The following is a 26,970-nucleotide window of genomic DNA, read 5'->3' as shown; positions in this document are numbered from 1 at the left end:
GGTGTTGGCATGCAGGACCAAATGCTCGACCGCTTGAAGGGCTGCCTCTTCGGCGTGGCTGTGGGTGACGCGCTTGGCGGAACGACGGAGTTTATGAGTGTCCGGGAAGTAAAAGCCCAATATGGCTATTTGACGGAGATCATCGGCGGAGGGGTATGGCAGCTCGAACCGGGGGAAGTAACCGACGATACGATGATGACGCTCTGCGTGGCGGAAGGGATTCTGGAAAATCCCGCGGAGCCAATGGAGGCGATCGGGCGTCATTTTCTCGAATGGTATCAATCGCGGCCCAAGGACATCGGGAACATCATCCGGCATGTGTTTGAAAAATATGAGGGCGATTGGCTCGAAGCCGCTTTTATTGCTCACGCAGACATGGGTCAGAGCGGCGGGAACGGCTCCTTGATGCGATGCCTCCCGGCTGTGCTGGCATACAACGACCCGGCTGAGGTTGAGCGGGTGACAATCATGCAATCACGCATGACGCATTACGATCCAAGGTGCGCGGAAGCTTGCGTTATCTATAATCGCATTGCCGATCGTCTAATACGCGGTGAGGATCTGAGCGAAGCCATCCTGGCTGAGATCAAGGGCAGCGAGTATGAAGGGATGATCGAAGACGAACCAGAATGTCCTCCCAGCGGGTTCGTGGTCCATACGTTCCGATGGGTGCTGCATATTCTGCTTCACGCGACCGACTTCAGCGATGCGGTGCAGCGGGCTGCTAACCTGGGCGGCGATTCCGATACAATCGGGGCGATCGCCGGCGGGTTGGCGGGCATCTATTACGGCTATGAGGGGATCCCGGCGAAGTATGCGGAGGCCATCCTGATCAAGGATCGGCTCGAGCGGGTGGTCTCGCAGTTGTATGAGTTTAGGAATTCAACGTCATCGTAAAAAGAAGCCGCAGCAATAAAAGGGAAAAGGGCACCGCTCAGGTGCCACCCTACATTTATCCACTTTAACTGTTACAGCACATTCCGAAAAAACGTACGGATGTCCTTGATCATCAGATCCGGTGCGTCGATCGCGGCAAAATGCGTACCCCGCTCGAACTCGCTCCAATGTACGATGCGGTTGCCCTGCTCGGCGAAGCGGCGGATCGCCACATCGGATAACTGGAACATCGCGACACCGACAGGAGTTGGCGACATGTCTTTCGGAGCCCAGGCACCCGGGTCGTGTGCGCCTTCGTAATACATGCGCGTAGAGGAGTTAGCCGTTCCCGTCAGCCAGTACAGCATAAGGTTGGTGAGAAACGTATCACGGTCCACGGCATCGACCGTATCGCCAAAACCGTTAAACAATTCGCAGGTCCAGGCCAGAAGTCCGGCCGGAGAGTCGTGAAGCCCGTAAGCGAGCGTCTGCGGTCTGGTGGACTGGATCATGTTAAACCCGAATCTTTCCTTCATAAAATGCCCCAACCGACCGACCCGCACCTTTTCGGCATCGGTCAGCGATGCAAATACGTCGTCTTCGATAGCCCCGAACGGCACAAAGCCCATGGTCGCCGCGTTGACATGCACCCCGATGACGCGGCCGGCGGCGATGCGGCCGATTTCCGGTGCGATCATGGCGCCCATATCCCCGCCCTGCACACCGTACTGCTCATAGCCGAGGAGCGTCATGAGCGCATCCAGCGCCTGGGCTGCACGGGATGGGCTCCAGCCCGTATCGGTTGTCGGGCCTGACAGGCCAAAGCCCGGCAGCGAAGGGATGACCAGGTGAAAGGCATCTGCGGCGTCGCCGCCGTACGATGTGGGATCGGTCAACGGACCGATCAGCTTCAGGAATTCCACAGGGGAGCTGGGCCATCCGTGAATGAGCATGAGCGGCACTGCACCCGGCTCGGAGGAACGAATATGGAAGAAGTGGATGTTCGCACCGTCAATCGTCGCCGTGAATTGAGGATAGCTGTTGAGGCGCTGTTCCTGCTTGGACCAGTCAAAGGAGTGCTCCCAGTAAGCTGCCATGTCCTTCACAAACGAGAGCGGTGCTCCGTAATTCCAGCCTGCGCCCGGAAGCTCATCCGGCCAGCGGGTCATGCTTAAGCGCTGCTTGAGGTCCTGGATCTCTGCCTGCGTCGTCTCCAAGCGGAAGGGGCGGATCGTACCTGGATTGGTTGGGCTACTAGCGAACATTTTCATTTTTAACATCCTCCTTGGGGATTCTTATGTCTTTATTGTAGGCGCCCCATCTTGACAACAGTATGTCAGCGAGAAATGCAGTGGATATAAAAAGTGATCTTTTTTTGTGAATCGCCATTTCTTAGATGAAGGAGAGGGGTAGCTTGAAAGTAGAACGGCTGCTTGGCATTACGATGATCCTGCTGAGCCGGCGCAGGGTGAACGCCCAAACCTTGGCCGATAAGTACGAGGTGTCGCTGCGCACGATCTATCGCGACCTCGAGACGATCAACGCCGCGGGCATTCCGATTGTCTCCTACGCGGGAACGGATGGCGGCTATGAAATTATGGAGAAGTACCGGATCGAGCGGCAGATCGTCACTTTGGAAGACCTGAAATCGATTCTCGTCGCCTTAAAAGGCGTACAAGCTTCGCTGGATGACCGGGAAATGGACGATCTGCTGACCAAGATCAAGGCGCTTGTCGCCAAATCCGAGCAGGACCAAATGGAGGAAGAGGGCGAAACGCTCGTGTTTGACACCAACCTGTGGCATGGAGGAGGAATCAAGGACAAGTCGGTCCTCGTTTCGCTAAGGCAGGCGTCTAAGCACCGGTCGGTGGTATCCTTCCTATACACCAATACGGAAGGGACGGCCGAGCAGCGCGAAGTCGAGCCTATCGGCCTGGCTTGGAAGGGGTACGCCTGGTACTTATACGCCTACTGCCGAACCCGTCAGGATTATCGGACGTTTCGGGTTTCCCGATTGAGCGGCTTAAAGGTGCATCTGGAACAATTTCCGTCCCGCGGCGTGCGCATGGAAGAACTGGATGCAAGGTGGGGCAACCAGGAGACCGGACCGGCAGTTTCCCTCCTGCTGCGTTTTAAGCCGCGGCTGAGAGTACGGGTAGAGGAGGCTTTTGGCGTTGACAACGTGGAGACGGAAGCGGACGGATCGCTGCTGGTCCGGGCGAGTTACCCGGATAATCATTGGATGTACGGCATGCTGCTCAGCTACGGACCGGATTTGCGGGTGCTTGAGCCAGCCTATGTAGCCGAGAAGATCCGGCATATGGCGGTACAAACGGCGGGGAATTACGAGGATTAAGGCAGAAAATTTACATACGATTATCTAAAGGTCAAATAAGGTCAAAATAATAATTTTCACGATAAATCCACCATAAAACGAGTCAAATCAGGCTATAATCGCGTGTAATCATCTGTAATCGTTTTTGTCATTTCACACCCACAGGCATATAATAAAGTCGTAAGGTCAAACAAGGTCAAATTGAAAGGGGAAATGAAGCATGTTTGACTTGATTCCTTTTGGAAAACGCAGAGAAGATGCCTTTGGACAATTGGTGAAATCCTTTAACGACGTGTTCAGCGACGATTGGTTTACATCTTTCAAAGGATCGTTGACGTCCTTCAAGACCGATATCCGGGAAACGGAGCAATCGTATCTGGTGGAGGCGGAGCTGCCCGGTTTTCAAAAAGAAGATATCGAGATCAGCTACGCTGAGCCTTACCTGACGATCAAAGCCGTTCGCAAGGAAGACCATAGCGTGGACAACCAAGACGAACAAGTCGTCCGCAGAGAACGCCGCTATGGCGAATACACGCGCAGCTTCTACGTACCTGATATAAATGCAGACGGTATTAACGCATCCCTGAAAAATGGCGTACTGAACATGGAAATTCCAAAACAGCCGAACAACCGCACCAAACGCATTCAAATTCGCGAAGACATCTAATCATATAGTAAATTGATATGAAGCATCCCGGACGGGGTGCTTTTTGTTAAGATAATAATTTTGAGATTTTTTTCACAAACCCCTTGCAAAGGTGAGAGGTAAGGTGTATGATTAAGCCATAAAGAGGTTGTGATATAAATCACAAATAGATCAAGGCAGCTAAATCATCGGAAATATTTTTTTAAAGTATATTGTGCATTATTTCACAAATGAGCAGTGTCCTTCATTCCGCTGCTTATCCATTAAGTTATCCATTCCGTTTCACATTATCCATTTCATTCCCTATAAGGAGGAATTACCATGAAAGTCGCAGTCATTGGATGTACCCATGCCGGAACCGCCGCTGTGAAAAGCATTGCCATGCAGCACCCGGAAGCCCAAATTACGGTGTACGAACGCAACGATAACATTTCGTTCCTGTCGTGCGGCATCGCCCTTCACGTCGGAGGCGTCGTTAAGGACGCTGGCGGATTGTTCTACAGCAATCCGGAAGAGCTGGCCGGTCTCGGCGCTGTGACCCGGATGCGGCACGAAGTTCTGGCCGTCGACACCAACGCCAAGACGCTGAATGTCCGCAACCTGGTGACCGGCGAAGAGTTTACGGACAGCTATGATAAGCTGGTGGTCACCACAGGCTCGTGGCCGGTTATTCCGAAAATGGAAGGAATCGATCTGGACAATGTCCAGCTGTGCAAAAACTACGCTCACGCCCAGGACATCATTGCCCGCGCTGCGGATGCAGAGCGCATCACCGTCATCGGCGCCGGGTATATCGGCATCGAGCTGGTCGAAGCGTTCCGCGAGCTTGGCAAGCAGGTCACTCTGATCGACAACATGGACCGTGTCATGGCCAAGTACCTTGACCGCGATCTGACCGACTTGGCCGAGCAGACGCTGAAGGACCGCGGTGTGCAGCTGGCGCTGGGCCGGACGGTGGAAGGCTTCCGCGGCAGCGAAGGCAAAGTGTGCGAGGTCGTCACCACAGACGGCACGTTTGAAGCCGATATGGTTGTGCTGTGCATCGGCTTCCGCCCCGGCACAGATCTGCTGAAAGGCCAGGTTGACATGCTGCGAAGCGGCGCGATTATCGTCGACGACTATATGCGCACGAGCAACCCTGATGTACTGGCCGCTGGCGACAGCTGCGCCGTACGCTACAATCCGACGGGAACGGCGATGTACATTCCGCTGGCCACCAATGCGGTGCGGATGGGTACGCTGGCAGGTATGAACTTAGTGCAGCCGACCGTGCGCTACCAAGGTACCCAGGGAACGTCGGCCATCCGGCTGTTTGACTGGAACATCGCTTCGACGGGCATGACTGAGGCCGCCGCACTTGCTGCAGGCTTGAATGTGAAAACTGTAACAATCCATGAAAACAACCGTCCGGAGTTCATGCCGACCTACGATGATGTCATGCTGAAGCTGGTCTTCGAAGCGGACGGCGGCCGGATCGTCGGAGCCCAGGTGATGTCGAAGGCGGATATGACCCAAGCAGCCAATACGCTGTCGGTGTGCATCCAGAACCGGATGAAGGTGCAGGAGCTGGCTTTTGTAGACTTCTTCTTCCAGCCGCATTACAACAAGCCGTGGAATGTGCTGAATACGGCCGGACTGGCCGCCATGGAGGAAATGAAGAAGGAGCAGACGGCTCCGGAAGCCGCGGTCCAAACGAAATTAGCCGTTTAATGTAATAACGAGTTATTTACTGAATCATTCCAACCACGAGGAATTCCATTCCGGCGGGAAGCGGGATTGCCAGCCTGCTTCTTGCCAACACCATAACCATGCTTGATTCCGGCCCGAAGGGGCCGGGATTTTTTTTGCTTTTTCGCTGACGGGGGGCGGAATGTACTTTATTTCTTTTAAAAAAAACTTAAGGAATCTATTGACAAATCACCTCCGTCCGCATATTATCTTAGTTAATCAAGATATTATATGTATCAAGATAATTAATGGGTCCAGTTAATGTCAGCGAACCGTTTCTTGAATAGCAAAGAAATCCGCATAATCAGGCGGCCATTCAATCAAAGGAGATGAAGGAAGATGAACATGAATACAAATCAGGCGCAAGACCGGAAAGAAATTGAGCAGCTGTTTGAAAAGCTGAAATGGGCTTGGGGAAAAGGGGATGGCGAGGCCTACGGAGCATGCTTTACCGACAAGGCCGACTATGTTACTTTTCAAGGCGAGCATTTGCAAGGAAGAAAGGCGATCGCCGATGTGCATCAGAAGCTGTGGAACGGCGTATTGAGAGGGTCTACGCTGGACGGGGAGATTGCGAAAATCGATTTTATTACGCCGGAGCTGGCGATCTTTCACGGACTGGGCGCCGTCAAAATGAGATGGCAGAAGCAGGCGCCAAAGAAACGTGACTCCATTAACACGAATGTGGTTGTAAAGCAAAACGGCGAATGGCGCATCGCCGCGTTTCAGAACAGCCGGATTTCCGGACCGGGTTTGATGCAAAAAATATTCACGAAGATGAGCTCGCGGCGGGCTGTTCAGCAGCAGCTTCGTTGAGACAGGTACAGGAGGATGGCCTGATCGGTGCATCAGCCTGGGAACGATTGAAGCATTACCCGAAAGAGCAGCAGAGCAGCCGGTCTTTTCCCTCACCAAAGAACCCCTTTCGTCCGCCGGCTGTCGCTGCATCTAACCGAAAAAACGAAAGGGGAAACTATTATGATGATCACCTTAATACCAAACCTGACGGTTCCTAATTAAAGTCACGAGGGAGTATCGGTTGAAGATCGCCGTATCAGGCTTTCTTTTTCCGCGACCAGACGACAACCGGAATCAGAAGCAGGGACAGGAACCCTCCGGCCAAAGAAAGTGTAGAGTAGCTGGATTGGGCCACAACCATGCCGGATAAAGCTCCTCCAGAAGCCCCGGCTAAGGCAATGAGCACATCCACCGTGCCTTGGGTCTTCGCCCGAGTATGTGGAGGCGTCGCGTCAACAATGGCTGCCGTTCCGCTAATCAGACCAAAGTTCCAGCCCAGCCCAAGGAGGGCAAGCGCAAGAACGAGAAATACCATCGATTCTCCGGGCGCGAGCCCAGCCAACAAGCCTGCCGCAAGCAAGGTGATTCCGGAAGCATAGGACATCAGAGTGTGTCCGTACTTATCGACTAGAACGCCGGTAATCAGCGAAGGCAGAAACATCGCAGCCACATGGATGCCGATGACGAGGCCGACCTGGCCCAGCCCGTGTCCATGATGCTTCATGTGGACCGGTGTCATGGTCATAATGGCCACCATCACGATTTGGGTCAGCACCATCACCGTCGCACCGATCATGATTCCAGTTTTATTAATGGCCGCGTCATTTACACCGGTGTTCTGCGTTCCGTTCAGGCTTTCATCTGCCCGCTGTGCCTCCACCATGGCCTTGGCTACGATCAGCGGGTCTGGCCGAAGGAAGATGAGGAGGACGACGCCGGCTATAATAAATGCTGCAGCAGCCAGCATGAATGGACCCGAAAGCGCTGGGAAACCTATGGAAGTGGCAAACCGTCCCGTGATATTGACCAGATTCGGTCCGGCCACTGCACCGAATGTGGTGAAGACCATAGCGGCACTGATCGCTTTAGCCCGCTGTGTTGGCAAGGCCAAATCCGTTCCGGCATATCGAGCCTGTAAATTTGTAGCCGTACCGGCGCCGTACACCAGCAAAGAAATAAAGAGAAGTGCCAGATTGCTTATGAGGGCTGCCAAAACGACGCCTAGCGCACCAAGCCCACCTGCCAGGAAGCCCGCTGCCAACCCCGTCCGACGCCCTAACCGCTGGGACAGACGGCCGACGATCAGCGCTGCAGCTGCTGATCCTAACGTAATTAATGCGGAAGGAACCCCGGCATAGCTGTCGGATCCAAGCATGTCTTGGGCAAGCAGCGCTCCTACCGTAACCCCTGCAGCAAAACCGGCCCCGCCGAAAATTTGCGATATGATGACGATCAACATCGTCCTTTTATGGAGCTGCCGCTGCCTCTCAGGCGATTCAACGTACTGTCTTAGAGGTGCAGGGAGGGGATTCACCCTTTCTACAACCGTGGTCTCTGACATCTATTTTTCCTCCCTATATTAGACGAACCGATTGAAATATGATTGACAGCTCCCTCACTTCAGACGGTCCTGGAATAAAGAAATGACGGTCTCCACTTCTTCTGTGGTGGTGTACCGGCCCAAGCTGAACCGGATCGCTCCCAGCCCTTCGTAATCGCTAAGGCCCATCGCCCGCAGCACCGGTGAAAGGGTTGTGCTTCCGGAGTGGCAAGCGGATCCGGTGGAAGCGGCGATTTCCGGAAAACGGCCCAAAATCTCCTGCCCGCTCAGCCCGAGGAAGCTTACGTTGAGCGTGTTGGGCAGATGGTTGCCGGGATCGCCATTAAACCGGACCCGGTCTCCAAAGGCTTCCTTGAGCCCTTCCTTCAATGCCTCCCGGAGGTGTCGGATTTCACGGGAACCGACCTTCTGCGCTGCCAGTGCTGCGGCTTTGCCCAAACCGACGATATAAGGCACATTTTCCGTTCCTGCCCTCCGGCCGGATTCGTGACCTGCCCCATGTACGAACGGGGCAAGCGCCGTGCCTTCACGCACATACAGTGCGCCGATGCCTTTGGGGGCGTACAGCTTATGGCCGGCGATGGATAACAAATCGACGCCCAAGGCATCGACGTTCACCGGGATTTTGCCAAAAGACTGTGCAGCATCCGTATGCATCAGGATACCGTAGCGTTTGGCGATACTGGCCACCTCTTCAATGGGCTGAATCGTTCCAACCTCGCTGTTGGCGTGCATGACCGAAATGAGGATGGTATCCTCGCGGATGGCACGCTCGATATCTGCCGGTGACACCCGGCCCCAGTGATCAACGGGAACGTAGGTCACTTCAGCGCCCAGCGTTTCGAGGAAGGCACAGGGATTGAGAATCGCCGGATGCTCAATGGTTGTCGTGATGATATGTCTGCGGGGCTGGTTGGATGCAAAGTAAACCCCTTTTAAAGCGTGATTGTTGGCCTCGGTTCCTCCACTGGTAAAAATCACCTCACTGGATTTCGCCCCGATCGCTGCGGCGATCCGGCTTCTGGCGTGCTCGATCGTTTCTTTGAGTGAAGCCGCCGCCCAATGCGACGAAGAAGGATTGCCATAGTGCTGCTCGAAAAACGGCAGCATTTCCTGGAGCACTTCTGGATCTAACGGAGTGCTGGCGTTATGGTCCAGATAAATGCGTTTCGTTACCTCTGTGCTTGAAATTCCCGCCATTCGTAAACTCCTTCCTCCACCCGGAATGCTGTAAAGCCCTCACGCTGCAATTTCTCAACCGCCTCGGCCGCTGCAACGCAGTAAGGTCCGCGGCAATATGCAGCGATTGGAGTTTCCTTGGGCAGACTTTGCAGATATTGATGAAGCTCCTCCATCGGAACGGAGATCGCCCTGGGAATGTGTCCTGCCTCAAATTCATCGGCCGGGCGTACATCCAGTAAGATCATGCTGCCTTCGTCCATTTTGCGCAATACTTCATTTAAAGACAGGGTTTGTACATCCTCGCACTGACTCAGAAAGTCGGTTTTCACCCGGGTGATGTCGGCCAGCTGCGTTTCGCTCATTCGCCATAGAGCATTCAAAAAGCCCTCAATATGGGGACCAGCCAAGCAGTAGATGACATACGTCCCCCGCTTGCTATACTTCACCAGGTTGGCATCCAGTAAAATTTGGAGATGCCGCGATACGTTGGCTACGCTCATTTCAGTGGCCTCGGCCAATTTTTCAACAGACTTGGGTCCTTGGGATAACAAATGCATGAGCTCGAGCCGTTTATCGCTGGACAGGCATTTCCCGATTCGGGCAAACTGCCGGTACAAGTCGTCTTTGAAAGCACGAACGGGAAAATCATGGTCCATATCTATTCCCACCTTGCTATAATATTCAATTAATTGATTGAATTATAGTCGCGGTTATCATTGACCGTCAAGATCATAATGAGCTCATAGCTTGACTATATTTTACGAAAGTTCTAATGATGGTTAGGCAAACTTGTCTTGAATGGGTAATGAATGATAGCTAACTTGCTTCCTTTATCTGCAGACTGTGTTAGTCTTAGTAGTAAATTTCTTGGTTAATGGTTAGATTGAACTAAAGTACTGCACACGGGATTTCTATTATAGCGGTTCAATATGGCTTATATCATTCATTTCTTTAGTTCATTCTAAATGGTTGAAAATGTATTTTTAGGAATGATTGGTTTTTTGGTAAAATAGGATACTAGGTGGGAGAATACCTGCCACCAAAAAAGAAAAAGTATGAAGGGGACAACATTCGGCGTTGACCGAGAAGGGGAGGACACATGAAATTATCCAAAAAGGTATCATTATTTTCATTAGCGCTGCTGCTCCTCGTGGTGACCGGATGGTCCGGTTGGACGGGGAGCGCCGCAGCTGCGCCGGATTCCGGCAAAACCTATGTCATCGGTACCGACATTACGTTTGCTCCGTTTGAGTTTCAGGACGTCAGCGGCAAGTTTGTCGGGATCGACATGGATCTGATGGAGGCCATCGCCAAGGATCAGAATTTCAAGTATGAGATCAAGCCGCTGGGCTTTAACGCAGCCGTCCAGGCGCTGGAGTCGAACCAGGTGGACGGCGTCATCGCAGGGATGAGCATTACCGACGAACGGAAGCAGAAATTCGACTTTTCCGAGTCCTATTTCGAATCCGGAGTGGTGATGGCCATCAGCAAGAACAATGACACCATCAAGAGCTATGAGGATTTGAAAGGGAAAAAGGTAGCCGTAAAGACAGGTACAGAAGGCTACAGCTTCGCTGAATCCATCGCTCCGAAGTACGGGTTCACCATCGTCCCGTTCGACGATTCCTCGCAAATGTATGACGATGTCAAAACTGGAAACTCCGTGGCCTGCTTTGACGATTATCCCGTGCTGGCTTATGGCGTGAACCAGAACAACGGTCTCAAAATCGTAACCGAGAAGGAAGCAGGCGGCTCCTACGGCTTTGCGGTCAGCAAAGGCAAGAACCAGGAGCTGATGCAAAAGTTCAATACCGGCCTGACCAATCTCAAAGCCAGCGGGGAGTATGACCAGATTCTCGAGAAATATCTGGGTGAAAATGCGTCCGGACCGGCAAATCAAAGCCGCTGGGGACTGATTCAGGATTCGCTGCCACCGCTGCTGACGGGTCTGGGCAAGACGCTGCTGTACACGATCGTATCGCTGTTCTTCGCCTTTATCCTGGGGTTGATCTTCGGCTTTATGAAGGTGGGTCGCAATAAGTTCCTTCGCGGCTTGGCAACGGTATTCGTCGACGTCTTCCGCGGCATTCCGCTGATCGTCCTGGCTTTCTTTATTTACTTCGGTATTCCTCAGGCGTTCGGCTTCACGATGCCGCTGTTCCTGGCGGCCATTCTGACGCTGACCCTGAATGCCGGCGCTTATGTAACGGAAATCATCCGGGGCGGTATTCAGTCGATCGACCGCGGCCAAATGGAAGCGGCCCGTTCGCTCGGTCTGCCGTACCACAAGGCGATGATGAAGATCATCATCCCGCAGGCGATCCGTGTCATGATTCCGGCGTTTATCAACCAGCTGGTCATTACGCTGAAGGATACGTCGATTCTGTCGGCGATCGGTCTGGTCGAGCTGACGCAGTCCGGCAAAATTATTATCGCCAGAACGTTCTCGTCATTTGATATTTGGCTGGTTGTAGCCATCATGTATTTGATTGTGATCACGATCTTAACGAAACTTTCAGGCTTCTTGGAAGGGAGGTTGCGCCGTGGGTAAAATCAGAGTTGAAGGATTAAAGAAGAGCTTCGGCGCCAATCAGGTGCTGAAGGGAATCGATATGCAGGTCAAGGAAGGCGAGGTCGTGTGCGTAATCGGTCCTTCCGGATCGGGGAAAAGTACGTTTCTGCGCTGCATCAATCGGCTTGAGGACATCACTGCAGGCCGTGTCATCGTTGATGACCAGGATCTGAACGATTCGAAGACGGACATCAACAAAGCACGTGAGAACATCGGCATGGTGTTCCAGCATTTTAACCTGTTTCCGCATTTCAACGTGCTCAAGAACATCATGTTCGCTCCGATGGAGCTGGGCAAAATGAACGCGAAGCAGGCGCGCGAAACGGCGATGCGCCTCCTGGAGCGCGTCGGACTCGCCGACAAGGCGGACGCGTTCCCGAGCCAGCTGTCGGGCGGGCAGAAGCAGCGGGTGGCGATCGCCCGCGCACTCGCGATGAATCCCGACGTCATGCTGTTCGACGAGCCGACGTCGGCGCTCGACCCCGAGATGGTCGGCGAAGTGCTCGGCGTCATGAAGGATCTGGCCCGCGAAGGCATGACGATGATGATCGTCACGCATGAGATGGGCTTCGCCCGCGAGGTGGCGGACCGGGTCATCTTCATGGACGGCGGCTACATCGTTGAGGAAGGACCGCCGGAGGAAGTGTTCGGCCGGCCGAAAAACGAGCGTACGATCAGCTTCCTGGAGAAGGTGCTGTAAGCACGCTATAAGCATGAGTGAAGCCGCGTACGTGATGAACCGTTACCCGGTGATCACAGCGGTTTGGATGAAAGCCCGGTCGGGCAGCGTTGGCTGCTTGGCCGGGCTTTTGTCATTTTGTCCCCATCTATTGCCAATCCAAATGCTGTCCGATATACTCATATACATAGTATTACGATGTATTGTAAATCTAGGTATTAGGAGAAGATCATGGCGATTAATAAAGAGCTTCTCAAGGGCAGCACGGTCATTTTGCTGCTGACGGTGCTGAACAAGAAGGAAATGTACGGTTACGAATTAATCAAGGAAATCGAGATGAGCTCCGAGGGCGTCTTTTCCATGAAGGAAGGAACGTTATATCCCATCCTGCACTCACTGGAGTCGGAAGGCTGGCTGGAAGCGTACTGGAGCACACATGACGGCCGCAAACGGAAGTACTACCGGATAACCGACCAGGGTCGGAGTCAGCTGAAAGAAAAGCAGCAGGAGTGGGTCCGGTTCCGCACGGCGGTCGATACGGTGATCGGGGAGGGAATCTGATGCGGGCTGTGGAAAAGGATGCGGCGGTTCAGGAGTTTCTCGACCGGGTGTGCCGGCATATCCGCGTGAAATCCATGCATGCCGAAATACGTGAGGAGCTGGGGAGTCATATTGCGGAACGGATGGACATGCTGGCATCCGAAGGAGTTGCAGAAGAGCATTGCGCGCAGGAAGCGATTAAGCTGATGGGCAATCCCGACGACATCGGACGAAGCCTTCACCGGGCGCATAAACCTGCGTTCGACTGGAAGCTTGTTGTTCTATTAGGGCTGCTGACGATTGTGGGGTTGTTTGGATTACTGAATGTGCAGATGTCTGGTTTGCAGCTGTGGAGCTCCATCCAACTGGTCGAGAAGAAGCTCTTTATTGTTGTATTGGGGCTTGCAGGTCTGTTTATTTATTATTTTCTGGACTACCGAAAGCTGAAAAAGTATTCCGGTAACTTGTTCTGCGGGACCATCGTTTTAATGGTTTTACCGATGATGACAGGCAACAACATAAACGGGGAAAACGTGTACTTGGCCTTCGGTCCCTTCGGCATTAATGTGATGGCTGCATCCATATTGCCATTGCTCATTGCGGCTTCAGGACTGAACTATAAGTTCCGGCGCAGCGATATTGTCGGCTGGATCAAGTTCGGGGTCCAAATGGCCGTTCCGGTCGTGCTGTATTGGCAGAGCGGCTCCTTGCTGTACGGCTGCATTTATTTAGCGGGGTTCGGAATCATTGCACTGCGGCACAACCGGTTTCCACTGCTGGCTATCGGACTGCCGATCCTTTGTTTGTACATACTCAAACTGACGCAGACCCCTTACCTTGTGGAACGCCTGCACTCCTTTTTGAGCGAAAAGGATAAGGATTACCAGACCTTGCAGACGATCGGAGCGATCCGTTCGGCGGGGTGGACGGGCCACGGATTTGCGGCAGCGAACGAGACCCTCCCGTTTATCTATGACGAATCGATGTACCCGTATCTCATTTACTGTTTTGGATGGGGTGCCGGGATCGTCATCGGGCTGCTGGTCATTGGATTCATGATACGAATTTGGAAGATGAGTGTGTCCATTAGGGATGAATATGCCACCTGTATATTTTCCGCGTTCATCGTCGTATTTGGCATTCGGCTGTTGTGGCCGCTGCTTATGGCGTACGGCGTGGTGCCCATCGTGGGGCAGAGCCTGCCCTTTGTCGGCTATGGCGGGTTCACGCAGGTGATTGATTTTTGCGCCATGGGGCTGCTGTTATCGATCTATCGGCGCAAGCAGATGCTTCCCGCAAGGATGGAGACCGTTTGAAATTTAGGCCAAGCCCAATACTTTCGGGTTTTGGTCTTTTTGCTATTGCAATATACAGTGACACTGTATATAGTGTAATTATACAGTTGAACGATATAAAGTGTGACTGAGCAAAAGGGAGGCACTTCATTGAGCAGAGATAAACATTTACCGCTGACCGAAACGGTATATTATATTTTGTTGGCGCTGCTGGAGCCGGCGCATGGTTACCTGATTATGCAGAAGGTGGAGGAGCTCAGCGCGGGGCAGGTCCGGATGGCGGCCGGCACGCTGTACGGGGCGGTGGACAACCTGCTGAAGCAGAAATTCATCCAGCCGACTGCGAGCGAGGACAGCCGCCGCAAGGTGTATGTCATCACGGATCTGGGACGGGAAATGCTTAGACAGGATTACGAGCGGATGCGCCACATGATCGAAGTGACCAATATGCAGTGGGGCAAGGAGGAGTTGCTGCATGAAAAAATATAAATTTTTTACGAATTTGGACCAGGAAGAACAGTGGCTGAACGACATGGCCCGGCAGGGCTATACGCTAGTCCGGAAATCCTTCGGCTATCAATTCGAGCGAAGCGTACCGGAGGAAGCCAACTACCGGATCGACTTCCGCACGTTTAAGAATCAGCGGGACTTTGAGGATTATGTTGCCCTCTTCGAGGACAGCGGCTGGACGCATGTCGCCGGCACGAAGGGGTCGGGGGCTCAATATTTCAAGCAGAACGGTGACCAGGGGAACGAAGATATTTTCTCCGATGCCGACTCCAAGGCGGCACGGTGTAAGCGGATTTCCGACATGTGGATGACGCTGTGCTGCTGCTTTATCCCGATTTTCGCGGCGCTGATTTCGACCGATGCCATTGACGCGTCCGTCATCATGAAGCCCCAATCGCTGTATTACACGCCGGGATTGTGGGAAATGAGCGGCCCAAGATTTTGGCAGGCGTTCCTGTTCGAGACGCCGTTTGCGCTGTTCCGCGGAATCGTCTGGATGGTCATTCCGGCCATGATTATCGTCTACTCGGTTTTCGCTTACAAAGCCAAAAAGGAATACGACAAGTCCCAGCAGCAGTAATGCCGAATGGGAGTCAATAGGGAGGATGCTGCGCTTGCCGGCATCGTCCTTTTTTTTAAGCAGACGGCCCGGTGTATTTCTCCGGCTCCAGAAAAGCGCGAAGCGCGCTGCTCAACGGTACATCCCGGCGATAGATAAAATAGACCACGACCTCGCGGTAGGACTCCGGCAGCGTCAAGGCTTCAAGGTTCTTCTCGTTGGGGATCTGAACGGTGTTGGACCTTGGGAGAAGCGCTACTCCGAGGCCCGAAGCCACACCCCCAAGCACGGCTTCAAGCGAACCGAACTCCATGATTTGCGGATGCTGAACTCCGGCTTCGGCCAGCAGGCGCTCCACTCTGGAGCGGTGGGTGCAGCCTGTCGATAAAATGAGCATCGGCTTCTGCAGCTGTTCCTGCAGGCTGGCCGCTCCGGCCTCGGAGAGCAGCACGAGCTCTTCATCGTAGGAAGGAATCTGCTCCAGCTGGGAATGCGGGACAGGGCCGTACACAAAAGCGCCGTCCAGCTCGCGGTCCAGCACCTGCTGCATGAGCACGCGGGAATTGCCCGTGGCGAGGGACAGGCTGACATGAGGGTAGCGGGCGTAGTAAGCGGCCAGACGTTCCGGCAGATGAGCTGCCGCGGCCGATTCAATTGCCCCGATCCGCAGCGGCCCCCGCGGCGCATCCTCCGCCTGCACGGATTTCTCCGCTTCATCAAGCAAGTTCAGAATTTGACGCGCGTATCCAAGCAGGCGCTCGCCGGCCGGTGTCAGCTCCATCCCCCGGTTGCTCCGGATAAACAGTGGAGTCTGTAAACCTTCCTCCAGCTGGCGAATCCGGCCGGTGACGTTGGAGGGAACATATTGCAGCCTTTGGGCCGCCCGTGTAATGCTTCCTTCCTCCGCTACCGCACGGAATATACGCAAATCTCCACTTTCCATTCGGCTCACCATCCTGACTTCATTTTGACTGAACGCCATATTCACTACTAATCATTTTACATGCTCTAAAGCGGCCTATACAATGAATCCCAAAACGGCCCTACACAGGCCGGAAAAAAGGGAGAGATTCATTTGAAAGCAGCTATTCATCATGGCCGGAGCGGTCTGGACGGACTGCGGGTCGCCGACGCGGAAACGAAGCGGCCGGGTCCCGGGGAGATCAGGGTCCGTGTAAAGACGGCCGGACTCAATCACCGTGATCTGTTTCTGATGAAGGGACGCCGTGCGGCGGATGCACCGCTCATCCTGGGCTCCGACGGCGCAGGCGTCATCGATGCTGTAGGCGATGGAGTGGCTGGTTTGACCGCCGGTACGGAGGTCATCATCCATCCGACGATCGGTTGGGATCGAACCGAAACGGTACCGGTGGTGCCGCAAATCCTGGGCGGGCCTACGGACGGGACGTTTGCCGAGACGGTCGTCATCCCCGTGGACAACGCCTTCCGGAAGCCGGCGTACCTGACCTGGGAGGAGGCGGGAGTATTGCCCTTATCCGCGCTCACGGCCTACCGGGCGCTGTTTACGAGGGCGCAAATCAAGGCTGGCGAGCACGTGCTTATCCCGGGCATTGGAGGCGGGGTTGCAACCTGCGCCATGCTCATGGCCCAAGCTGCGGGGGCTGTCGTCAGCGTCACGTCCCGAAGCGAGGCCAAGCTTGAAGAAGCGCGGCGTTATGCTGTGCGGGGAGCTTTTTCCAGCAGTGGAGACTGGAACGAGGGGCTGCAAGGGGAGAAGGTAAACGTGATCCTCGACAGCATCGGTCCGGCCACCTTTTCCAAATACTTGGAGGTGATCAAGCCGAACGGCCGGATCGTGAGCTTCGGGGCCAGCTCCGGTGACACGGTGGAGGTCCCGCTAAGGGCGTTGTTTTTTCCGCAGCTGTCATGGATCGGTACGTCGATGGGGAGCCGCGAGGAGTTCGGAGAGATGCTTCGGTTCATGAAGGAGCACGCCATTCGGCCTCTGATCGACCGGATGTATCCGCTGGACGAAGCGCCGGCTGCGTTCCGGAGAATGACTGCCGGCGAGCAGTTTGGCAACATCGGGCTCTGCATCGGTTGAGCATGGATGCCCGTTCATGCCAGCGGACCGGCTCTTTAATCTTTCTTTAGATTTCCTTTAATATTAATTTCTGTTTGCTTAACATCCTCTCCCTATAATCAAAAGCATCTTAGGTTCACGCTCAGGCGCTCACGCGGAGCGGGCACCGGACCGGAAATGGGGAGAAAGAGATGCAGAAAAAAACGATCGCCGTGCTGTTTGGCGGCTGCTCAACAGAATATGAAGTCTCGCTGCAATCGGCGGCTTCCGTCATAGATCATTTGGACAAGGCCAAATATGAGCTGGTGCTCATCGGCATTACCCGGGAGGGAGCCTGGCTGAGGTACCACGGAGATCCGGAGGAGATCCGCAGGGACAGCTGGCATCAGCATCCGGGTTGCATCCCGGCATTTCTGCCGCCAAGCAGGGAAACGGGCGGAATCGTGGAGTTGGTCGGGACGGAATACCGATTGACGCCGGTGGACGTCGTATTCCCGGTTCTTCACGGCAAAAATGGGGAAGACGGCACGCTGCAGGGGCTGCTGGAGCTGTCGGGCATTCCTTTTGTCGGCTGCGGCACACTATCTTCCGCCCTTTGTATGGACAAGGAGGTTGCCAGCAAGCTGGTCAAGGCGGCCGGAGTGGAAGTGGCGGGTTCGGTCACGGTCCTCGCAGGAGACGACTTGTATGCGGCCGCCAAATCGGCTGAGACGCTGGGCTATCCCGTCTACGTTAAACCGGCCAAGTCCGGTTCTTCTTTCGGTATTACGAAAGCGTACGACAGGCTGGCGCTAATGGACGGCATCCGTGAGGCACTGCAGCATGACGACAAGGTGGTGGTCGAGCAGAACATTGCCGGATTTGAAGTGGGCTGCGCGGTTCTGGGTCATCGGGAACCGTTCATCGGAGAAATTGACGAGATCGAGCTGCAGGGCGAGTTTTTTGACTATACGGAAAAATACCAGCTGATTTCGTCTAAGATCCATCTGCCTGCCCGGATTTCGGAAGAAACGGCGAACCGGGTCAAAGAGACCGCGCGCCGCGTCTATCGGACGCTCGGCTGCCGAGGCCTGGCCCGGGTGGACATGTTTATTACCGAAGGGGAGCGGATTGTATTCAATGAGGTGAACACGATGCCCGGCTTCACGTCGGCCAGCCGCTATCCGAACATGATGCGGGCCAGCCACCTGCCGTACCCGGACCTGATGGACCGGCTGATCCAGCTGGCCGAAGCGATGGAGGTGGTCCGATGATCGGGGTTGTAGGCACGGAAGGCCGCGTGATTCATATCCAGCCGAGCATGGTTCACCGGGGTCACCTGGTTCTCATTAACAGCGAGCATCCGCTCCGCCAGGCGCCTTATTCCAAGAGCCTCGCTCCCGTGGAATCACTCGCTCATGCCAGCACTCATGAGCGGGTGATGCGTCTGGAACGCAGCTGCCTGCAGCAGCTGGAGACGCTGCTGGACGCCTGCGGGGGCCGGGGAGGCATCGGAGTGGTCAGCGGCTACCGCACCGCGATGGAGCAGCAGCGCATCTACGACCGGTCGCTGGTGGAGAACGGGGAGATTTTTACTGCGAGTTACGTGGCTCGTCCCGGAGAAAGCGAACACCAGACCGGGTTGGCGGCCGATGTGGGCGATAAGCATACGGGGGTCGACTATTTATGCCCTTCGTTTCCGGAGGGTGGCGTTTATGCCTCTTTCCGGAAGCTGGCAGCGGAGCATGGCTTCATTCAGCGTTACAAGCAGGGCAAAGAGCATCTGACGCACATTGCCTGCGAGCCTTGGCATTTTCGCTATGTGGGCGTGCCGCATGCCATCATCATGGAGCAGTATGGGATGTGCCTGGAGGAATACACGGACTACTTGAAGCAGTTCACCCTAGATGGTCCGCATCTGTTCAAAAAGGTGAAGGAACATCTTGTGGAGATGTACTATGTTCCTGTTCATGAAGAAGAGCAGGTGCTGACGATTAAGGTCCGCCCCGAAACGAGGGTGGAGTGCTCAGGGAACAATGTGGACGGCTGCATCATCACCGTCTTCCATGATTTGCGGAAGGGGCTGGTGGGTTGAGGGCGCATCGTCTTCGGGCAGATACATTCCCTGTGAGATGGGGATACTCGCTTACTTCTCCAGGCGAAAGGAGAGAGGCCCGGCCTTCCTTATCCCACCGGGCGTGGGCGGAAATCAGCCTGGATCACTTGCGGCATAACGCCGCAGAGCTCCAGCGGCTTCTCCCTTCCGGGTGCCGCCTGATGGCGGTGGTTAAAGCTAATGCATACGGACACGGTATTACGGAGATCGCGGGGCATTTGAACCGTTCGGGGATGGATAGCTTCGCTGTGGCGGAAATCGGGGAAGGGATCCTTTTGCGGGAACAAGGCATCCAGGGGGAGATTCTAATCCTTGGCTACACCGATCCAGAGAGGGCCGCTGATTTAGCCAGGTACCATCTGACGCAGACGATGGTAAGTTTGGAATACGGGCAGGCCTTGGAGGCGCTCGGTATCGACCTGGAGGTTCATGTCAAAATCGATACCGGCATGAACCGGCTCGGCGTGCCCCACCAGGATACGGAGTCGATTCTGCAGTGCTATGACTTTGTCAATCTTCGGGTGACGGGTATATTCAGTCATTTGTCCATGTCGGACGGACTTGGACCGGAGGAGACCGAATTTACGCGCCGGCAGATCGCTCACTTTGATGGTGTGGTCGCGCAAATCAAGGAAGCGGGCATCGATCCGGGCCTTGTGCATCTTCAGAGCAGCTACGGCATGCTGAATTACCCTGAGCTGCGCTATGACCGGGCCCGGCCGGGGATCGCACTGTACGGCCTGCTCAGCCAGGAGGGCGACGCCGTGCGGTGCCAAGCCGAATTGCGGCCTGTGCTGGCGCTCAAGGCGACCGTGACGCAGGTGAAGGAGGTGCAGGCCGGCCAGCCGGTCGGCTACGGACGCCGCTTCGTGCCGGAACGCGATATCCGGATCGCGACAGTGTCCATCGGCTATGCCGACGGCGTTCCAAGGATGCTGTCGGACGGGGGTGGACAAGTCCTGATCCGCGGGCAGCGGGCCTCCATCATCGGCAGCATCTGCATGGATCAGCTGACCGTCGACGTCACCGGTATCGACGGCGTAATGCTAGGGGACACCGTCACGCTGATCGGCCAAGATGGCGATGAGCAGATCACCGCCGGCGAGATCGCCGCACGCTGCGGAACGGTCACTAACGAAATCGTGAGCCGGATCGGCAGCCGGGTGCAGCGCATATATGTTGAATAGCCGCTGGGGACAGCGGCTTTTTTGCGTTTATAGCTATGGTTGGGTTACCCCGTCACTTCGTTGTATTTCGGCGCTTGAACTCTTTTATGATGAAGTTTTTTGCGGAGACGATCAGCATTTCCGGGATGAGAACGCACCCGATGTATAGCAGGATGATGAACGGAAGGGAGGCCGTGAAAATAGCGAAGGTTTGTTCTTCCTTTGGTGCTACGATGACCAACCATAGAGGAATTGCGATCACCCAGGTGAATAGGTTGGATATCAGCAGATAGGTGAGGTTTTCCCACAGCAAGCTAAATAGAATCAAAACGGTAATAGGGATCGCCCACGATTCCAGCGGCTGATAGAGACTCAAAAAGCAGAAGAAAGCCATGGGATAGAACAGAGTAAGAACGATTTGACTGGCCTCAATTCGACTCCGTTTCATTTGGCTCCCCTTTCTTTTCCGTGATGTAAAAAAACCACCGCCTTGTGAATGAACCTCCAACGGTTAGCGGATGCCTAACTACGAGAGAATAGTTCAATGCAGGCGGTGGTTCTTTACATGTTAGACCATTTTTAAGCGCAGAACCCTAGGATTGCTGATCGTCCATCAGGCGAAGCAGCATGACAATGGCCTCGGCACGGGTCGTTCTGGCAGCGGCCGCAAAGTTCCGGCCGTCGCGGCCCACGGTCAGGCTACGCTCCTCCAGGGCGACCGCTGCGGGCTTCGCCCACGCCGGAATCAGGGCGTCGTCGTTAAACGAGGTGCGCCCCGCGGCTTCCTGCGTCAGGCCCAGTGCCTTGGCGGTCATGACCGCCATCTCCGCACGGGATATGGGTGCCCAGGGCCGGAATTTTCCGTCCGGATATCCGGCAGTCACGCCCGATTGGTACGCGGCGTTCACCGCATCTACGGCCCAGAACCCGATCGAGTCCTGATCGGTAAACCGGTGCGGAGGGTTATCCTGACGAGGCTGCAAATTCAGCGTATGCGCCAGCATGACGGTGAATTCCGCCCGCGAAACCGGCATGTTTGGCTCAAACGTACCGTCCGGGTAGCCGCGGACCAGCCCCAGCTCCACCGCCCGGAGGATATCCGCACTGGCCCAGTGGCCGGCGATATCGCTGAACGGATCCGGTTCAGGCGTCGGCAGCTCCGGCTCAGGGTCCGGCTCGGCAGGAGGCTTCAGCTCCTGAAACGGCTGGGCAGGCGTAGTAGAAGGCCAACTGCTCGAGGAGCCGGATCCTCCGCCAGGCTTGCTGGCGGTTACGGCACTTCCCTTCAGCGGCAGGCTTTCGTTGCCGGCTGCATCCAGGGCGGTGACGCTGAACGTATAGGCGGTATCGGCCACCAGCCCGGCAACGTCATACGCATAGACACTGCTGCTGACTGTCACTGCGTCGCCTGAACCGGACGTGACACGGTAGGATGCTACGCTGGTGTCGTCCTTCGCCGCCGGCCAGTTCAGGGTCAGGCTTCCTGACGTGACACCGGAAAAGGTCAAGCGGCTATCGGTCGGCCACGCGGGAGCTGTGCAGTCGTCCGGATGGGATGCTTCCACTGTATACAGACCTGTCGTCCCATCCTGTGCGGTGACGATCAAGGAAACTTCCGTCGAGAGGGGTTTTAGCGAGACACGAGTCTCCTGTCCGCTTACCGCCAGACTGCCGTTGATCGTCATCGTTGCTTTCGAATCCGCCACCGTGGCTTTCAACGTCACTTCTGAAACGCCACAGGGCACCGACAATTTGTAAGCCGAGGCGGCAGGATCAAATTCCGGACTCAACTGCCCCGCCGAAAAAGTCAAACTGCTCAAATTAGCATTATTACTCAATGGTTGTTCTTGGATCGTAATATTGACTTTAGCTTCCGTGGAGACCAGGCCTGCATTGGTCTTGGCTCTCCAGGTGAATGAAGCCGTGCCTATGAAATCGGGTGCAGGGACAAATCTCAAATTCCCCAAATCGGAAACATCAATTTCTTCAGCCTCGACCACGTCTTTCGAGGTGTCCCCGTCTGTAAGCTCCAGTTTCCCCATAGCAGGATCAGGCAGTGAGACAATCCGCACGCTGTTCAAAGCGTCTTCTCCGCTCCCGCTAATGTGGCCTGCAAACATGTTTTCCGTAAACGCTAGAACCGAATTCTTCGTGGTCGCCAGATCAAAATCGCTCGCCTGGAGAGAGGACCTAAGCACCAAATGGATCGTGGATTCCTTCTGAATGTTATAATCCGCGAGCGTCCGGCCATCTTCAAGCTGCTTTCCGGCAAAAATCAGGCGCTGCTGGTCGGGTGGAATGCCCTCCTTATCCTGAATCTTCTGTTTAACCTGCTCTATTGAATCCGACGGTTCAACGTTCAGCGTAATGGTTTTTCCAGTCAGCGTTTTAATGAAAATGATCATGCCACTTTCCAGAAAAGCCCGCTGCGGAAAGGCCAGCGTAAGCAGCATGATCAGGGCAAGACACGCTGCAACAATGCCCGGCCTTATTTTTCTTGCCATCGATGAATCCTCCATCCTTATTCGTTTCAAAACTCCATTGTATTCGCTGCAGACCAACGAAATCCCTTTTAAACGGACCGGAATAAACTATATTTTCATGCCTTGAAAAAAACACAGAAATTAACCGTTGACAGGGACCACCCCCGGTGATAACCTCAACCAGAGGAAAAAAGCCAACCTGCTATACGATATGTAAGATTGATCCACGCGGCAGACCCTTGAGGAGCCGTTTTCTAAAGATTATAGAATATATAAATTTTCAGCGAAGCTGAACGATTCTATAATCGCAAGCAAAACTTCCTCTGGACGCGGTCTGTCTTCTTTGAAGGTACAGAATAGACGTTTTGCTTATGACGTTATGTCCTTTGTGGACCCCTAGATCCGCATACCTGGCAAGCCGACTCTTCTTTCCGAAGGGTTTTTTCATTTTATAAAAACGTGGGCATGCTGCCAGATGCCTAATCCGACAAAAAGAAAGTGATCCCTTGTATCAGCTAAAGTTTAAGGCGAACACCGAGCGCCTGCTAGACAAACATCTTACCGGTGAATCGATCGATTACCGGCAGATTATTTCCCTGTTCATTCCGATTCTGATCGACCAGGCGTTTATTATTTCGCTGAACATGGTCAACGCCGCCATGATCAGTTCGGCCGGAGTCGCCGCCATCAGCGCCGTCAATATGGTCGACTCGCTCAATATTTTTCTGGTCAGCGTCTTTATCGCCATGTCGACGGGCGGAACCGTCGTCGTCGCGCAGTATAAAGGCAGCGGCAATGACCTGATGGTTTCCAAAGCGGCTTCCAGCACCGTCTCCGCCTGCGCGATCCTGGCGCTGGCTCTCAGTCTGATCCTGGTCTTGTTCCACCAACCGCTGCTCAGCGTGCTGTTCGGAGCGGCTTCGCCGGAAGTGATGGACAATGCCAAAGTGTATCTGCTCGGAGGCGGAGTGTCTTTTGTGGGGATCGCCATTACTGAAGCGGTGTGCGGGGCGCTCCGCGGGATCGGCAAATCGAGGGCTTCGCTCATGCTGTCCCTGTTCATGAACCTGACCTACGTCGCGCTGAATTTGGTGTTTATCAACCTGCTGCACATGGGCGTGCTTGGCATGACGATCGCGATCAACATCGCCCGGTACCTGGCGGCCGCCTGCGCGCTGTACTTCCTGGTGAAAAGGGACACCGATCTGCATTTCCAGCTCCGGTCCATCGTTCAGGTGAACCTGAAGATGCTCCGCAAAATCTTTTCCATCGGCATCCCGTTTGCAGCGGAGCAGATGTTCTTTAACGGCGGTAAAATGCTGACCCAGATCTTCATCGTCGGTCTCGGCACCTATGCCATCGCCACCAATGCGATCAGCGGGTCGCTGGCAGGCGTCTCCCAAATTCCGGCGAACGCTCTCTCGCTCACGCTGGTGACGGTAGTGGGGCAGTGCATCGGACGGAGAAACGTGGAGGACGCGCGCAAGTTCACCAAGACGTTCCTGTGGCTGGCGTCCTTCTCCTTCGTGCTGACGGGTGTGATCATGATGGCCTTGTTCCATCCGCTGGTCAGCCTGTTCCACCCGCCGAAAGAGATCGTCGGGGACATCTTCACGGTCCTGCTCATCAACCTGATCGCGCAGGTACCGCTTTGGGCTATCAGCTTTATTATGCCGTCGGCGCTGCGGGCCGCGGGGGACTCCAAGTTCACTTCGCTGGTCTCCATGCTGTCGATGTGGCTGTTCCGGGTCATCCTGGGCTATGTGCTCGGCATTGTGCTGCATTGGGGAATCGTCGGCGTCTGGCTGGCGATGAACTGTGAGTGGGGTGTGCGCGGCACCGTCTTCCTGCTGCGTTTCATGGGCAAAAAGTGGTATCAGCACCGCTTGATCGATTGAATATATACGATATCCAGATTTACGGTAAAAAAAGGACTTTCCCCGGCTTGTCAGCCGATCAGGGAAAGTCCTTTCGCGTTAGGCGGTTTCTCCGCTATTCGTCCGCTATTCGTCTGCAATAATAAGCTTCGTCTGCGTCTTCTTAAATTTGGCGGCATAGCTGCGGTCCACCAGGTTGTCTGTCACGATCGCATCGATTTTGTCCAGCGGCGCGATCGCAATGGTGACATCCCGGCCGAATTTGCTGCTGTCGGCGGCGACGAAAACCTCTTTGGACAGCTCGATCATCTTTTTGCGCGTGGTCGCTTCCTCCAGATTGTAGTCGGAAATTCCCCGTTCGGTTGTGATGCCGCTGCAGCAAATAAACGCCTTGAGGACGTTCAGTTCATGAAAGTTGAAAATATACTCGAACGATACGACCGACTGCTCGTCTTTGCGGATTTTCCCCCCGATGATCATCAGCTCGATGTCGGTGTTCATCAGCTCGGTAATGACCGGGATGGAGTTGGTAATGACCGTCAGCTTCTTCTTGTCCTTGATGTATTTGGCAATATGGTACGTCGTCGAGCCGCTGTCGATATAAACGCAATCCCCGTCTTGAATGTATTCGCAGCATTTCCGGGCGATGGTTTCTTTCTCCTCCAGGCGGTCGATCATACGCTCATCCATGGAAGGCTCGCCATACTTGGGCTCGGCCAGCTTGATGCCGCCATAGATTTTGACGATTTTCCCTTGATTGGCCAGCACGTTGATGTCCCTGCGCAGTGTGTCCACGGAGATGTCCAGCTCTTCGGTCAGCTCGTTCATCTTCAGCACCTTGCGGACGGTCAGCAGGTCGATGATTTTCTTTTGTCGTTCTAATGGCAGCATGTTTTTCACCTGTATTTATGACGTGGAAGCCTCGATATTCAAAGTTAAGTCAATTCCAGTGTACTGATTACACCTTGCAACTTCAATACCGTTTATACCTTGGAGCCACAGGTTTCTGTTGAGCATCCTGCCCGAAACTGCATGGTCTTGCTTCAGCTAAAAAGGGCCGTTGCCGGCCCTTCTGAATTCAATCCGTGACCCGAAGCACGATTCGTCCCCGTCCATGGCCGGTTTGGCATAGCTCGTGAGCTTGCCTGATCTCATGCAGTGGAAATTCCCTTCCGACCGGTGCTTGTATTTGTTCATCCGCGATCAACTGCCCTATTTGCTGGAAAACGGTATCGGGTGCGAGCTCATTGCTGAACCGCGCAGTAATGCCCAATTGCTGAGCCCGCTCCGTAGAGGGGACGTCTACAAGCGAGAGCAAGGTTCCCCCGCGTCTCACGATGGACCAGGAGCGCTCCAGCGTGTCCCCGCCAACTCCGTCCAGAACCAAGTCCACGCCCTGTACTCTGTCCTCAAATCGGGTTGTTCGATAATCGATGACGGTGTCGGCACCCAGCGATTTGACATAATCGATATGGTCCCCCGAACATGTGCCGATGACTTCGGCGCCTTTCCATTTGGCCAATTGAACGGCATACGACCCGACTCCTCCGGCCGCCGCATGAACCAGAACACGCTGGCCTGGCTGCAAATGGCCATGAGCGAACAACGCCATCCATGCCGTGGTAGCACCTCCTGAGATGGTGGCTGCTTCGCGGAAGGAGAGATTTGGCGGCAAGCTTGCGAGGGTGTTCACCGTTGTTGTAATGAACTCCGCGCAAGCGCCTTGACTGGCTCTGCCGAATACCGCCTGACCTTTCCGAAATTTCGATACATGGGAACCGACATCGGCGACGACTCCTGCTACAGCTGAACCCGAGATAAAAGGAAGCTGCAGCGGGACATGCTCCTTCATCAGTCCTTGACGATACGCCCAATCCACAGGCAGTACGCCGACGGCGTGAACACGAATTAAAACTTCCTCCGGCTTAGGAACCGGTACAGGCAGTTGTTCCAGTCTCAGCTCCTCCGGTCCTCCATACTGGTGAATACGAACAGCTTGCATCAAGTTTGAAGTCATTCTTCCA

Annotated in this window: 25 protein-coding genes; 16 read left to right on the top strand and 9 right to left on the bottom strand. The window is 54.6% G+C overall.

Going from position 1 to position 26,970, the window contains the following annotated elements:
- The first annotated feature begins 9 nt into the window (after positions 1 to 9).
- Positions 10 to 897, top strand: coding sequence for an ADP-ribosylglycohydrolase family protein (locus tag ABIE48_RS30520; protein WP_192716143.1), 888 nt, complete (start codon positions 10 to 12; stop codon positions 895 to 897).
- Between the two features lie 71 nt (positions 898 to 968).
- On the opposite strand, the gene ABIE48_RS30515 is transcribed toward ABIE48_RS30520, so the two are convergent.
- Complete coding sequence (locus tag ABIE48_RS30515) at positions 969 to 2,147, bottom strand: epoxide hydrolase family protein (protein ID WP_354520295.1); 1,179 nt, start codon at positions 2,145 to 2,147, stop codon at positions 969 to 971.
- A gap of 143 nt (positions 2,148 to 2,290) precedes the next feature.
- Between ABIE48_RS30515 and ABIE48_RS30510 the strand changes: the two genes are divergently transcribed.
- The 4 genes from ABIE48_RS30510 to ABIE48_RS30495 all read left to right on the top strand — a co-directional run bounded on the left by ABIE48_RS30510 (position 2,291) and on the right by ABIE48_RS30495 (position 6,401).
- Positions 2,291 to 3,232 (top strand): helix-turn-helix transcriptional regulator, encoded by a 942-nt coding sequence (locus ABIE48_RS30510; protein ID WP_192716142.1) that lies wholly within the window; start codon positions 2,291 to 2,293, stop codon positions 3,230 to 3,232.
- Between the two features lie 199 nt (positions 3,233 to 3,431).
- On the top strand, positions 3,432 to 3,878 hold the full coding sequence (locus ABIE48_RS30505; protein WP_192716141.1) for an Hsp20/alpha crystallin family protein: 447 nt from the start codon (positions 3,432 to 3,434) through the stop codon (positions 3,876 to 3,878).
- Positions 3,879 to 4,178: 300 nt separating this feature from the next.
- Positions 4,179 to 5,567 (top strand): FAD-dependent oxidoreductase, encoded by a 1,389-nt coding sequence (locus ABIE48_RS30500; RefSeq protein WP_192716140.1) that lies wholly within the window; start codon positions 4,179 to 4,181, stop codon positions 5,565 to 5,567.
- A gap of 357 nt (positions 5,568 to 5,924) precedes the next feature.
- Positions 5,925 to 6,401 (top strand): SgcJ/EcaC family oxidoreductase, encoded by a 477-nt coding sequence (locus ABIE48_RS30495; protein ID WP_354520292.1) that lies wholly within the window; start codon positions 5,925 to 5,927, stop codon positions 6,399 to 6,401.
- Between the two features lie 238 nt (positions 6,402 to 6,639).
- Here the strand turns inward: ABIE48_RS30495 and ABIE48_RS30490 are convergent, their stop codons facing one another.
- Genes ABIE48_RS30490 through ABIE48_RS30480 form a run of 3 tightly spaced genes read right to left on the bottom strand, consistent with a single transcriptional unit; the run spans position 6,640 to position 9,782 of the window.
- Positions 6,640 to 7,944 (bottom strand): MFS transporter, encoded by a 1,305-nt coding sequence (locus tag ABIE48_RS30490; RefSeq protein ID WP_192716139.1) that lies wholly within the window; start codon positions 7,942 to 7,944, stop codon positions 6,640 to 6,642.
- Between the two features lie 54 nt (positions 7,945 to 7,998).
- On the bottom strand, positions 7,999 to 9,144 hold the full coding sequence (locus ABIE48_RS30485; RefSeq protein ID WP_192716138.1) for a cysteine desulfurase family protein: 1,146 nt from the start codon (positions 9,142 to 9,144) through the stop codon (positions 7,999 to 8,001).
- Positions 9,117 to 9,782: an ArsR/SmtB family transcription factor gene (locus ABIE48_RS30480; protein WP_192716137.1), complete on the bottom strand. Its 666-nt coding sequence runs from the start codon at positions 9,780 to 9,782 to the stop codon at positions 9,117 to 9,119. The genes ABIE48_RS30485 and ABIE48_RS30480 overlap by 28 nt, the downstream gene beginning before the upstream one ends.
- 443 nt (positions 9,783 to 10,225) lie before the next feature.
- Here ABIE48_RS30480 and ABIE48_RS30475 point away from each other — a divergent pair, with 443 nt between their 5' ends.
- The 6 genes from ABIE48_RS30475 to ABIE48_RS30450 all read left to right on the top strand — a co-directional run bounded on the left by ABIE48_RS30475 (position 10,226) and on the right by ABIE48_RS30450 (position 15,302).
- A complete protein-coding gene (locus ABIE48_RS30475; RefSeq protein ID WP_192716136.1) occupies positions 10,226 to 11,677 on the top strand; it encodes an amino acid ABC transporter substrate-binding protein/permease in 1,452 nt (483 codons plus the stop codon).
- Entirely contained in the window at positions 11,670 to 12,398 is a 729-nt protein-coding gene (locus ABIE48_RS30470) for an amino acid ABC transporter ATP-binding protein (RefSeq protein WP_089549357.1), read from the top strand. Before ABIE48_RS30475 ends, ABIE48_RS30470 begins: the two co-directional genes overlap by 8 nt.
- Before the next feature lie 210 nt (positions 12,399 to 12,608).
- Entirely contained in the window at positions 12,609 to 12,938 is a 330-nt protein-coding gene (locus tag ABIE48_RS30465; RefSeq protein WP_192716135.1) for a PadR family transcriptional regulator, read from the top strand.
- Positions 12,938 to 14,233 carry an FtsW/RodA/SpoVE family cell cycle protein gene (locus ABIE48_RS30460; protein WP_192716134.1) on the top strand — a complete coding sequence of 432 codons (1,296 nt, stop codon included), beginning with the start codon at positions 12,938 to 12,940 and terminating at the stop codon, positions 14,231 to 14,233. The genes ABIE48_RS30465 and ABIE48_RS30460 overlap by 1 nt, the downstream gene beginning before the upstream one ends.
- Before the next feature lie 129 nt (positions 14,234 to 14,362).
- Positions 14,363 to 14,701 (top strand): PadR family transcriptional regulator, encoded by a 339-nt coding sequence (locus ABIE48_RS30455; RefSeq protein WP_116233052.1) that lies wholly within the window; start codon positions 14,363 to 14,365, stop codon positions 14,699 to 14,701.
- Positions 14,688 to 15,302 carry a DUF2812 domain-containing protein gene (locus ABIE48_RS30450; RefSeq protein ID WP_192716133.1) on the top strand — a complete coding sequence of 205 codons (615 nt, stop codon included), beginning with the start codon at positions 14,688 to 14,690 and terminating at the stop codon, positions 15,300 to 15,302. The genes ABIE48_RS30455 and ABIE48_RS30450 overlap by 14 nt, the downstream gene beginning before the upstream one ends.
- 55 nt (positions 15,303 to 15,357) lie before the next feature.
- Here ABIE48_RS30450 and ABIE48_RS30445 read toward each other — a convergent pair whose 3' ends face one another.
- Positions 15,358 to 16,224: a LysR family transcriptional regulator gene (locus tag ABIE48_RS30445; protein ID WP_192716132.1), complete on the bottom strand. Its 867-nt coding sequence runs from the start codon at positions 16,222 to 16,224 to the stop codon at positions 15,358 to 15,360.
- A gap of 132 nt (positions 16,225 to 16,356) precedes the next feature.
- Here ABIE48_RS30445 and ABIE48_RS30440 point away from each other — a divergent pair, with 132 nt between their 5' ends.
- The 4 genes from ABIE48_RS30440 to vanT all read left to right on the top strand — a co-directional run bounded on the left by ABIE48_RS30440 (position 16,357) and on the right by vanT (position 20,607).
- On the top strand, positions 16,357 to 17,346 hold the full coding sequence (locus tag ABIE48_RS30440) for a zinc-binding dehydrogenase (RefSeq protein ID WP_192716131.1): 990 nt from the start codon (positions 16,357 to 16,359) through the stop codon (positions 17,344 to 17,346).
- Between the two features lie 170 nt (positions 17,347 to 17,516).
- Positions 17,517 to 18,578 (top strand): D-alanine--D-serine ligase VanG, encoded by a 1,062-nt coding sequence (vanG, locus tag ABIE48_RS30435; RefSeq protein WP_192716130.1) that lies wholly within the window; start codon positions 17,517 to 17,519, stop codon positions 18,576 to 18,578.
- Positions 18,575 to 19,399: a D-alanyl-D-alanine carboxypeptidase family protein gene (locus ABIE48_RS30430; protein ID WP_354520287.1), complete on the top strand. Its 825-nt coding sequence runs from the start codon at positions 18,575 to 18,577 to the stop codon at positions 19,397 to 19,399. The genes vanG and ABIE48_RS30430 overlap by 4 nt, the downstream gene beginning before the upstream one ends.
- A complete protein-coding gene (gene vanT, locus ABIE48_RS30425; protein ID WP_354520285.1) occupies positions 19,396 to 20,607 on the top strand; it encodes a serine racemase VanT catalytic subunit in 1,212 nt (403 codons plus the stop codon). The genes ABIE48_RS30430 and vanT overlap by 4 nt, the downstream gene beginning before the upstream one ends.
- A gap of 52 nt (positions 20,608 to 20,659) precedes the next feature.
- On the opposite strand, the gene ABIE48_RS30420 is transcribed toward vanT, so the two are convergent.
- Both ABIE48_RS30420 and ABIE48_RS30415 read right to left on the bottom strand, forming a co-directional pair.
- Positions 20,660 to 21,034, bottom strand: coding sequence for a hypothetical protein (locus tag ABIE48_RS30420; RefSeq protein ID WP_192716128.1), 375 nt, complete (start codon positions 21,032 to 21,034; stop codon positions 20,660 to 20,662).
- Positions 21,035 to 21,179: 145 nt separating this feature from the next.
- Complete coding sequence (locus ABIE48_RS30415) at positions 21,180 to 23,090, bottom strand: S-layer homology domain-containing protein (RefSeq protein ID WP_192716127.1); 1,911 nt, start codon at positions 23,088 to 23,090, stop codon at positions 21,180 to 21,182.
- 485 nt (positions 23,091 to 23,575) lie between these two features.
- On the opposite strand from ABIE48_RS30415, the gene ABIE48_RS30410 reads away from it, so the two are divergent.
- Positions 23,576 to 24,967, top strand: coding sequence for an MATE family efflux transporter (locus ABIE48_RS30410; RefSeq protein WP_145949772.1), 1,392 nt, complete (start codon positions 23,576 to 23,578; stop codon positions 24,965 to 24,967).
- Positions 24,968 to 25,072: 105 nt separating this feature from the next.
- Here the strand turns inward: ABIE48_RS30410 and ABIE48_RS30405 are convergent, their stop codons facing one another.
- Together ABIE48_RS30405 and ABIE48_RS30400 are read right to left on the bottom strand one after the other, a co-directional pair.
- Complete coding sequence (locus ABIE48_RS30405) at positions 25,073 to 25,837, bottom strand: DeoR/GlpR family DNA-binding transcription regulator (RefSeq protein WP_192716126.1); 765 nt, start codon at positions 25,835 to 25,837, stop codon at positions 25,073 to 25,075.
- A 187-nt stretch (positions 25,838 to 26,024) separates the two neighbouring features.
- On the bottom strand, positions 26,025 to 26,963 hold the full coding sequence (locus ABIE48_RS30400; RefSeq protein WP_192716125.1) for an NADP-dependent oxidoreductase: 939 nt from the start codon (positions 26,961 to 26,963) through the stop codon (positions 26,025 to 26,027).
- Between the last annotated feature and the right edge of the window lie 7 nt (positions 26,964 to 26,970).

This window comes from Paenibacillus sp. OAE614 (genome assembly GCF_040546645.1).
Classification (GTDB): Bacteria; Bacillota; Bacilli; order Paenibacillales; family Paenibacillaceae; genus Paenibacillus_AQ; species Paenibacillus_AQ favisporus.
This window is presented reverse-complemented; position numbering and strand designations above follow the sequence as displayed.

Coding starts and splice junctions, on each gene's coding strand:
- ABIE48_RS30520 (WP_192716143.1), top strand. CDS start 10: ATGCAGGACCAAATGCTCGACCGCTTGAAGGGCTGCCTCTTCGGCGTG.
- ABIE48_RS30515 (WP_354520295.1), bottom strand. CDS start 2,147: ATGAAAATGTTCGCTAGTAGCCCAACCAATCCAGGTACGATCCGCCCC.
- ABIE48_RS30505 (WP_192716141.1), top strand. CDS start 3,432: ATGTTTGACTTGATTCCTTTTGGAAAACGCAGAGAAGATGCCTTTGGA.
- ABIE48_RS30500 (WP_192716140.1), top strand. CDS start 4,179: ATGAAAGTCGCAGTCATTGGATGTACCCATGCCGGAACCGCCGCTGTG.
- ABIE48_RS30495 (WP_354520292.1), top strand. CDS start 5,925: ATGAACATGAATACAAATCAGGCGCAAGACCGGAAAGAAATTGAGCAG.
- ABIE48_RS30490 (WP_192716139.1), bottom strand. CDS start 7,944: ATGTCAGAGACCACGGTTGTAGAAAGGGTGAATCCCCTCCCTGCACCT.
- ABIE48_RS30485 (WP_192716138.1), bottom strand. CDS start 9,144: ATGGCGGGAATTTCAAGCACAGAGGTAACGAAACGCATTTATCTGGAC.
- ABIE48_RS30480 (WP_192716137.1), bottom strand. CDS start 9,782: ATGGACCATGATTTTCCCGTTCGTGCTTTCAAAGACGACTTGTACCGG.
- ABIE48_RS30475 (WP_192716136.1), top strand. CDS start 10,226: ATGAAATTATCCAAAAAGGTATCATTATTTTCATTAGCGCTGCTGCTC.
- ABIE48_RS30465 (WP_192716135.1), top strand. CDS start 12,609: ATGGCGATTAATAAAGAGCTTCTCAAGGGCAGCACGGTCATTTTGCTG.
- ABIE48_RS30460 (WP_192716134.1), top strand. CDS start 12,938: ATGCGGGCTGTGGAAAAGGATGCGGCGGTTCAGGAGTTTCTCGACCGG.
- ABIE48_RS30450 (WP_192716133.1), top strand. CDS start 14,688: ATGAAAAAATATAAATTTTTTACGAATTTGGACCAGGAAGAACAGTGG.
- ABIE48_RS30445 (WP_192716132.1), bottom strand. CDS start 16,224: ATGGAAAGTGGAGATTTGCGTATATTCCGTGCGGTAGCGGAGGAAGGA.
- vanG (WP_192716130.1), top strand. CDS start 17,517: ATGCAGAAAAAAACGATCGCCGTGCTGTTTGGCGGCTGCTCAACAGAA.
- ABIE48_RS30430 (WP_354520287.1), top strand. CDS start 18,575: ATGATCGGGGTTGTAGGCACGGAAGGCCGCGTGATTCATATCCAGCCG.
- ABIE48_RS30420 (WP_192716128.1), bottom strand. CDS start 21,034: ATGAAACGGAGTCGAATTGAGGCCAGTCAAATCGTTCTTACTCTGTTC.
- ABIE48_RS30415 (WP_192716127.1), bottom strand. CDS start 23,090: ATGGCAAGAAAAATAAGGCCGGGCATTGTTGCAGCGTGTCTTGCCCTG.
- ABIE48_RS30405 (WP_192716126.1), bottom strand. CDS start 25,837: ATGCTGCCATTAGAACGACAAAAGAAAATCATCGACCTGCTGACCGTC.
- ABIE48_RS30400 (WP_192716125.1), bottom strand. CDS start 26,963: ATGACTTCAAACTTGATGCAAGCTGTTCGTATTCACCAGTATGGAGGA.